The following is an 8,892-nucleotide window of genomic DNA, read 5'->3' as shown; positions in this document are numbered from 1 at the left end:
AAGCAGATGAGCAAGAGGATAGGATTACAGGAGTTTTGACAATGCGGTTACTACGGGTTCAAGTTCCTGACTTTCGAGTGTTAAAGAATATTGATCTTAGTTTCGAGAAAGACTTTTTTCCCCAGATACTCCCTATCGGTAGTTTGGTAGGTTGGGTTGAGGCACGAAACCCAACGCCAGTTGCGTAAACACCAATCCAATAAATGTTATTCTAACTTGATGCAATACCGTAGAGCAAAAACACCAGGAGCCACTTATTTTTTTACAGTTGTGACATAGAATCGTCACAGAATTTTGTGTGAACCTGAAAATGTGGATTTACTACGAAATGCTTTTAAATATGTTATGCGACAACATCATTTTAAGATTGATGCTATTGTCATTTTACCAGATCCCATTCATGCTCTTTGGACATTGCCTGAAACGGATGCAGATTTTTCAACTGGTTGGCGATTAATTAAAAGTTATTTTAGCCGTCAATGTCATTCTCAATATCAGGGTAAAATTTCAACATCTCGACAACATAAAGGAGAAAAGGCTATTTGGCAACGTCGCTTTTGGGAGCATCAAGTTCGAGATGGTCGCCAAGGGCGCGCCTACGGCGATCGAGATTTTGTTAATCATCTCGAATACATCCATTATAATCCCGTGCATCATGGATTAGTAAACGCTCCGAAAGATTGGCAATATTCCAGTTTTCATCGTTATGTTGAAGAAGGAATTTATGATCAGATGTGAGGAGCTTCAGAAAAGCTGATCTTTGATAGTGATATTGGTATGGAATAAAATGTAGAAGTGAAACCCAAAAAATTAAGGTAAGAAATAAAGGTAATGTTGGGTTTCGTCACCTCAACCCAACCTACAGATCGGCGATCGCACTACAGGATCAGCGATCACCTTTATCGAGAAGAAATAGCTACCTGCACATTCGGAGAAAAATTCTCGATTTTTCGAGAAGCATTAAGAATTTCAATCCCGATTACATTACCTGCTTGATCATAGTCAAGAATAACCCCCGGACTGATTGCCTCACTTTCTTCTACGGGTGTGTCATGCCAGGTAATTGTTAAAACGTCAACTTCAGCATCATATTTAGCTTTCATTTGATAGCTGCCTATATTTTCTAAGTTTACTGGTAACATATAGTGTAACAATTTTTTGAGGCTCAACTAAGTCATTAATGTAAATTCTCAGAAGATAAGTTTTATTGTTAATGGCGACAAACGTACCTTGATAAACTTTGAGTCCATCTTCTTCTAAAATTTGCTCAGGATTATTGAGGATGTCCTGCAATATTTTTAAAGAGATTTGGCGTTGAATAATTTTTTCTTCGGCATGGTGACTTAAAATAAAGTTCACGAGGATTTCGGAGTATTTTTTTGTAAGGGATTAGGGTTCTTCGGTTTGTCTTATGCAATGGACGGGGTTATAAGGAATGAAACCTTTATAGAGACAGACATTGCCGCAATTTTTGTCAATTGTTGGCGATCTGGAGCGAACTAATCAATTAAATCTCTTGCCAGATAAGGATTGAGTCGATTTATGCCCCCACATCGAACCATACCAAGTCCCGAAGAGCCTGGATTAGCAAAAATTATAAAGCAAATAATCGCACTGTAGGTCGGTTTGAACGAAGTGAAACCCAAAAAATTAAGGTAAGAAATAAAGGCAATGTTGGGTTGAGGTAACGAAACCCAACCTACAAGATCAGCGATCGCACTGACCAGAATAGTAGCACGGTAGAATGTGTTAGCGTAACGCAGAATAATTACAAATTCGTCATGATTAAAAGCAAAAAAGCGTGTTAAGTAACTATTTTTTAAGTCAAGACGGCAATTGGCGATCGCCGTTCACCTCACAAAAAGCGATCACACCATGAGAAGAAAACCTGATCGCACTAAAGTCCAAAATAATCGCAAATCAGATAATTATTGTTAAAAAAACAATTTGGTACGTTACATTTTATTAGCGTACCCTACACTATCACCGACCATACTAACTGGTTGCTTGTCGAGAGCAATTTCAAATAAAAATTCAGGGGCAAAGTCTGCTCCGTTTGGCCATTCTATTGTCCGACTATTGACATATACTTTTTGAAATAAACTTTTATCTTTTAAGGGTTCAAAGATTTCTCCATACAATTCTTGTTCTAAATCTACAATCCCTTCTATTCCATTATTAAAGGTTAGCTTTAATTGATACTTATCCAGATATTCCACACAGATAACATGAATAAATAGCTCCTTTTTAGGGAAGGGGATCGATTCTGTTAAGAGGTTTTCTTTGACTCGCATTTTCCCAGTTCTCCAATAGTTCAGATTGGTGTAGATCAAGCCACTCCCATATTAAATTTAGTCCTCTTTTGGGCATTTGACCACAAACTTCACCTGTGTGAATCATTATAACCGCTTCATAATCTTGATACTCGGCATGGATATGAGGCGGATTGTGATCGTTATAGTTCATGGTGATTTTTATTCCATAGAAGCTTGATAGAGTGGGCATGAGTAAGAATAGTAATAAAGGTTGCTTTCTAAAAGTTTGCCCCCTATTGTAAGCGATCGCCCTTGGCGTTCCTATCCCAAGCAATGACAATTTTAAAGTTTAATCAACAAGATAACAGCGATTACATTGAGCCTAGTCATAATGAAATTTACAACTAATAATAATAATTTTTGTCTCTGTTGGTTCCCCAATCCAATACATCTGTCTGTCTTTGTCGCAGTTGTTTGGCCGTTTCTTCTAACCAAGCAAGATAGTCTTGTTCGTATAAGTCTTTAGCCCTGGTCAGGTATTAGGTTTTTATTTTTTTGACGCTTATCTAACCTAAAAAAAGAGGGTTCGCAGGCAGGCACGGATTCCCATTCTATATATAAGTGTATGTCAAGTGCGGGGATTTGTCAAGGGTTTTGACAGTAGAAAGGGAGAAAACTTTTAACAATACACTTGTTCTAACATAGCGGCAGTGAGAGATTTTTGGCCGTGATAATAGAGACGACGATTGAGACAACCGATCGATTTAACATAGGTAGATAGGGTTCCCAGATCATGGGAAATAATTAAAATGGTCATCCACTCATTCAATTCTTGCAACAGGGAAAAAATACTAGCACGCATTTGGGGATCGACACTGGCAGTGGGTTCATCTAAAATCAAGAGACGGGGTTCTACCGCTAAAGCGCGAGCGATATAAACCCGTTGGCGCTGTCCTCCCGAAAGTTCGGCAATCGACCTTTTTTTCAACGCTAACATTCCCACACTATCTAAAGCTTTATCTACCCTTACCTCATCTTTTTTACTATAGCCTTGCCAGAGTTTTTTGCTGCTCAATCTCCCCATTTTCACCACCTCACCCACAGTGATGGGAAATGAGCGATCGCATTCGACAAACTGCGGCACATAACCGACTAATTCCCGACCTTTTTCGACACTTTGCCCCAAAATACTGACTTCTCCGCGCCAAGGTTTAATTAATCCCAGTAAAACCTTAAGGAGGGTAGTTTTTCCTCCTCCATTCGGGCCGATAATTCCGAGAAAATCCAATTCTTCAATGGTTAAATTAATATCTTCGAGGATGGGTTCCTGTTCGTAGCCGGCCCAGAGATTATTAATGGTAATGATCGTTGACATATACAAGCAATTACTGATTTAAAACTGTGGCCATTTTTTGGGAAACTTGTCGCAGGTTTTCACTCCAATTTTGAGCAAAGGCACTGATAGGGATTACCTGTCCCCCAATTTCCCTAGCAATAGTTTCGGCACTTTTCTGACTAAATTCCGGTTGAGCAAAAATAACTTTAATATTCTCTTTTTTTGCCTGTTTGATTAGTTGACTTAACTGGGCAGCACTCGGTTCATTGCCTTCGATTTTGATCGCAATCATCTCTAAACCGTAATCTTGGGCAAAATAGCCCCATTCGGGATGAAACACCATAAATTTTTTGTTTTTGATCCCTGTCAAGTTTTGCCGAATTTCTTGATCTAATGCGTCTAATTCCTGACTGAATTTCTGAAAGTTAGCCCGATAGATAGCTTCCTGACCGGGATCGAGTTGTGCTAGGGTTTGATAAATAGTCTCTGCTTGTGCTTTGACTCGTTTTGGTGATAACCAAATATGGGGATCTAGGGTGTTTTTTCCAGCTTGATGTTTTTCTTCCTTAGCGTGATCATGATCGTGATCATGTTCTGCTGTCAAAGGGATTTTATCTACTCCTTGACTGGTATCGACGATTAACATCTGTTGGTTAATACTGTTTAAGCGATCTTTCCAGGCATCTTCTAAGGATACACCGATTTTAAAGTAGGCTTGCGATTGGGCTGTGGTTTTTAATTGTTCGGGTTTTGGTTCATAGGTGTGGGGATCTGTCCCGGGTTGAATCATGGCATTAACACTGACTCTATCACCGCCGATGCGTTTGACAAAATATTCCTGCGGTACGATACTCACTGTCACCTGTAAGGGTGTCTTTGCTTCCTCTTCCTTGACCGAGGGACCACTACAAGCTGTTAAGCTGGCTATAGTCAGGGTTAAAGCGATCGCTGTTAACTGGAAATTTTTACCCATCGGATTAACTGAGTCTGATTATGATTCTCATCTTATCACAGTCGGTGAGAATCGTTATCATTCTGAAAATATCTCGGTATAGATGTACTTGTTTTTCGTCCTTCGATCTTTTGCTCCCAATTAAAAAATTTTCTCTTGCTAACTAGGGCTTGACATGATATTATATAGATAATGGAGAATCCGTGCGCCTGCGACCCCCCTCTGGTCAAGTCAAATAAAGCCCAAAAAAATTAACCCCAAAAAGTAGTGGGTGAACTGAGAACTCACATCTGATAACTGATAAGCTGTTGACTAAGTAGGGAGGCACAATTATTTGTCGGATGGGTTAGCGGTAGCGTAATTTATGGGGGTGTTGGGTTTCATGCTTCAACCCAACCTACGTTCGTCTTATATTTAATTCCACCCACCCACTTATCTAAATTACTCGTTAAGACTGCACTGGAGTGCCAGAGTTGGGAGAGGAAGCCTGAGCATTTGTACTAAAAATCCCCATAGGCAGTTTAAATTCAGTAGAGCTTAACTAAAAACCGAGCGCCGATCACTAAAAAATGACTTTTGCCTCCGTTATTCGCAACATTGAAAAATCGCCTCTAACTGCCGAACTTATCCAAAAACTGGAGAAAAACGGCAATTTAACCCTAACTGGCCTTGCCCGCTTACCGAAAGGATTAATAAGCACAGCTTTCGCCCGTTGTCAAGGAAAAAATCTTTTAATTATCTGTGCCAACCTGGAGGAAGCGGCACGTTGGGCGGCACAATTAGAAGCGATGACGTGGAAAGGTGTTTTCTTTTATCCCACCTCGGAAGCTTGCCCCTACGAGACATTTAATCGGGAATCCGAGATGATTTGGGGACAGATGCAGGTATTATCGGCAATCAGTCATCAAGAGGCTGGAATTGCGATCGTTACCACCGAAAAGGCCCTGCAGCCCCATTTACCCCCTAGAGAGGTTTTCGAGCAATATAGCGATAATTTTGAGGTAGGAAGGGTTATAGAAGCCAAAAAACTCGATCTAACCCTAGCTAGATTAGGATATCAACGGGTTTCACTGGTAGAAACCGAAGGGCAATGGAGTCGTCGCGGCGATATCGTTGATATTTTCCCAGTTTCGGCAGAATTACCAGTCAGGTTAGAATTTTTCGGCGATGAATTGGAAAAATTGCGAGAATTTGACCCTGCAACCCAAAGATCGCTCGATTCTATACCCAATCTGCTTCTTACTCCCACTAGCTTCGCGGCGATGATTGCCCCTTCTCTTCCCCCGACAGTGGCCGATTATCTGGGGGCTGAAGAGCGAGAAAAATTGGCTAATGGCATTTATCCAGAGGGAATTGAGCGATTTTTAGGCTTTTCCTTCCGTCAACCTGCCTCTTTATTGGATTATCTCCCCGAAAATACCCTTATTGCCTTTGATGAACTGGAAAGCTGTCAAGCTAGAAGCGATCGCTGGATAGAATATATTGGGGAACGCTGGCAAGAGATAGAACCAGCTTTACCGAAAATTCACCGTTCTTTTGGCGAATCTCTGGAAATATCGGCTAAATTTCCCCATCTCTACCTCTCGGAAATAGACGATCACCTGTCCGAAAATAGCCTTAATCTCTCCAGTCGTCCGATTCCCACCAATCCGGGGCAATTCGCCAAACTAGCGGAAATTTTACGGGGAAAAAGAGAGATTTATAGCGGTATTAAAGTAAATAAGTATGCTACATGGTTAATATCTGCCCAACCCTCCCGCACAGTCTCGTTATTACAGGAACACGACTGTCCGTCCCAATTTATCCCCAATCCCCTCGATTTTGGGGCGATCGAGCGCTTAATCATTCAAAACACCGCTACAGCCCTAAAATACTCAGGATTAGCTGAATTAGAAGGTTTTATCCTACCCACCTATCGCATAGTCGTCGTTAGCGATCGAGAGTTCTTCGGGCAACATCTTTTAAATACTGCCGGTTACGTCCGCAAACGTCGGCAAGCAGCCTCGGTACAGGTGGACGTGAACAAACTCCGTCCCCTCGATTTTGTAGTACATAAACACCATGGCATCGGGCAGTTTATCAAACTAGAAAAGCAGGAAAGCACAATTAGCGGAGTAGTGCAAGGTCGAGATTATCTAGTTATTAAGTATGCTGATGGATTATTGCGGGTTCCTGCCGATTCTCTCGATAATCTCTCCCGTTATCGTCATACAGGTAGTCAAGAGCCTGAATTACATAAAATCTCTGGCAAAGCGTGGGAAGCGACGAAAGCCCGCGTCAGGAAGTCGGTTAAGAAGTTAGCGGTTGATTTAATCAATATTTACGCCCAACGTGCCAAAAAATCGGGTTTTGCCTATCCGATGGATAATCCCTGGCAGCGGGAGTTAGAGGATTCTTTTCCCTACCAACCCACTGCTGATCAGCTGAAAGCGATACAGGATGTGAAACGGGATTTAGAAAGCGATCGCCCGATGGATCGATTAGTCTGTGGGGATGTGGGTTTTGGTAAGACAGAAGTGGCCATTCGTGCTATTTTTAAAGCTGTCACCACGGGTCATAAACAGGTGGCTTTATTAGCACCAACAACGATTTTAACCCAACAACATTATCACACCCTGAAAGAACGTTTTGCTCCCTATCCCATTAATGTGGGTTTATTAAATCGTTTTCGCACCAATTCCGAGAAAAAAGATATCGTCCAGCGCTTGAAAACGGGGGAATTGGATATAGTGGTGGGGACGCAGTTGTTATTGAGTAAAGCGGTGGAGTTTAAAGATTTAGGGTTATTGGTAATTGATGAAGAACAGCGTTTTGGGGTCAATCAAAAGGAGAAAATTAAGGCTTTTAAAAGTAATATTGATGTGTTAACCTTGAGTGCGACACCGATTCCCCGGACTCTTTATATGTCCCTTTCTGGGGTGCGAGAAATGAGTTTAATTACCACACCTCCTCCCTCTCGTCGTCCCATCCAAACCCACCTTTCCAGTTATAATTCTGATGTGATTAGAACGGCAATTCGCAATGAATTGGATCGGGGGGGACAGGTTTTTTATGTAGTACCAAGAATCGAGGGAATTGAAGAAAAAGCGGCAGCAATTCAAGGGATGATTCCGGGTGCTAGAATTGCCATCGGCCACGGTCGTATGGATGAGTCCGAATTAGAGACCACCATGTTAGCTTTTAATAATGGGGAAGCGGATATCTTAGTCTGTACGACTATTGTGGAGTCGGGGTTAGATATTCCCAGAGTTAACACGATTATCATTGAAGATGCCCAAAAATTCGGTTTAGCGCAACTCTATCAACTGCGGGGACGGGTGGGGCGATCGGGAGTACAAGCGCACGCGTGGTTACTTTATCCGGCCAAGGCAGAACTAACAGAAACCGCTCGGGAAAGATTAAAGGCAATTCAAGAATTTACCCAGTTAGGATCGGGGTATCAATTAGCGACTAGGGATCTGGAAATTCGCGGTGCGGGTAACTTATTAGGTGCGGAACAATCGGGACAAATGGAAGCGATCGGTTTTGATCTATATATGGAAATGTTACAGGAAGCTTTGCGGGAAATTCAAGGTCAAGAAATTCCTCCAGTGGAGGATACCCAAATCGATCTGAAATTGACGGCATTTATTCCTAATGATTATATATCCGATCCGGAGCAGAAAATGGATGTCTATCGGGCGATCGCTACTGCTAATTCTCAGAAAACTTTAGGACAAATTGCCGCCGATTTAGTCGATAGATACGGGGCAATTCCTTCCCCAGTGGCACAATTATTTAAGGTAATCGAGTTAAAACATCTGGCTAAATCCCTCGGTTTTTCGCGCATTAAACCCGATGGAAAACAGCATATTATCCTCGAAACTCCCATGGAGGAACCAGCGTGGAAATTATTACAAGAACACCTACCCCAACATATACAATCACGCTTTGTTTATAGTCCCAAACAGGTGACGGTTAGGGGTTTAGGATTGGTAAAACCACCACAGCAGTTAGATAGTTTATTGGAGTGGTTAGCTAAGTGTAAAGATGGTTTACCGATGGGGAATTAGACTAAATCCTGTTTAAAAGGTATAGGAGAGCGGGAGGTGGGGAGTGGGGAGCAGGGGAGAAGATAATAAATAAGAGTAATCTCCTGTCTCAACCGGGAAATTACTTTTGCAAGACTACCTAAGTAGCTGGTTATAATTAAATTAAAAATGGATTTTGCCTTTAATCCCCCCTTGATAAGGTAGGGTTGATTCATGAATCAACCCTACCCTTGATAACGGGGATATCTGATAATTTTTAACGCCTACCTACTCATAAGGTGCTTTGGGTACGGAGAGAGAGGGATTCGAACCCTCGTT

The 8,892-nt window shown here is 41.7% G+C and carries 7 protein-coding genes and 3 pseudogenes; 3 read left to right on the top strand and 7 right to left on the bottom strand.

Going from position 1 to position 8,892, the window contains the following annotated elements:
* Together IM477_RS17700 and IM477_RS17695 are read left to right on the top strand one after the other, a co-directional pair.
* Window positions 1–188: pseudogene (locus tag IM477_RS17700) on the top strand (hypothetical protein); the annotation flags it as partial.
* Between the two features lie 31 nt (window positions 189–219).
* A pseudogene (locus IM477_RS17695) lies at window positions 220–738 on the top strand (REP-associated tyrosine transposase).
* 161 nt (window positions 739–899) lie between these two features.
* On the opposite strand, the gene IM477_RS17690 reads toward IM477_RS17695, so the two are convergent.
* From IM477_RS17690 to IM477_RS17660, 7 genes and pseudogenes are all read right to left on the bottom strand, one after another.
* Entirely contained in the window at window positions 900–1,142 is a 243-nt protein-coding gene (locus tag IM477_RS17690; protein ID WP_002775710.1) for a DUF2283 domain-containing protein, read from the bottom strand.
* Window positions 1,093–1,359, bottom strand: a complete 267-nt coding sequence (locus IM477_RS17685; protein WP_002798441.1) for a hypothetical protein — start codon at window positions 1,357–1,359, stop codon at window positions 1,093–1,095. Before IM477_RS17685 ends, IM477_RS17690 begins: the two co-directional genes overlap by 50 nt.
* 596 nt (window positions 1,360–1,955) lie before the next feature.
* Window positions 1,956–2,294: a DUF2442 domain-containing protein gene (locus tag IM477_RS17680; RefSeq protein WP_287732855.1), complete on the bottom strand. Its 339-nt coding sequence runs from the start codon at window positions 2,292–2,294 to the stop codon at window positions 1,956–1,958.
* Window positions 2,248–2,505, bottom strand: a complete 258-nt coding sequence (locus IM477_RS17675) for a DUF4160 domain-containing protein (RefSeq protein WP_287732854.1) — start codon at window positions 2,503–2,505, stop codon at window positions 2,248–2,250. Before IM477_RS17675 ends, IM477_RS17680 begins: the two co-directional genes overlap by 47 nt.
* Before the next feature lie 187 nt (window positions 2,506–2,692).
* Window positions 2,693–2,791, bottom strand: a pseudogene (locus IM477_RS17670) (DUF29 family protein); the annotation flags it as partial.
* Window positions 2,792–2,934: 143 nt separating this feature from the next.
* Window positions 2,935–3,630 (bottom strand): metal ABC transporter ATP-binding protein, encoded by a 696-nt coding sequence (locus tag IM477_RS17665; protein WP_002792541.1) that lies wholly within the window; start codon window positions 3,628–3,630, stop codon window positions 2,935–2,937.
* A gap of 10 nt (window positions 3,631–3,640) precedes the next feature.
* Window positions 3,641–4,564, bottom strand: a complete 924-nt coding sequence (locus IM477_RS17660; RefSeq protein WP_287732853.1) for a metal ABC transporter solute-binding protein, Zn/Mn family — start codon at window positions 4,562–4,564, stop codon at window positions 3,641–3,643.
* Between the two features lie 548 nt (window positions 4,565–5,112).
* Here IM477_RS17660 and mfd point away from each other — a divergent pair.
* Window positions 5,113–8,595 (top strand): transcription-repair coupling factor, encoded by a 3,483-nt coding sequence (gene mfd, locus IM477_RS17655; RefSeq protein WP_287732852.1) that lies wholly within the window; start codon window positions 5,113–5,115, stop codon window positions 8,593–8,595.
* The last annotated feature ends 297 nt before the right edge of the window (window positions 8,596–8,892 follow it).

This window comes from Microcystis sp. M090S1 (assembly GCF_020246295.1).
GTDB lineage: Bacteria > Cyanobacteriota > Cyanobacteriia > Cyanobacteriales > Microcystaceae > Microcystis > Microcystis aeruginosa.
The sequence above is the reverse complement of the archived record's forward strand: the minus strand, read 5'-3'. Positions and strand labels throughout refer to the sequence as shown.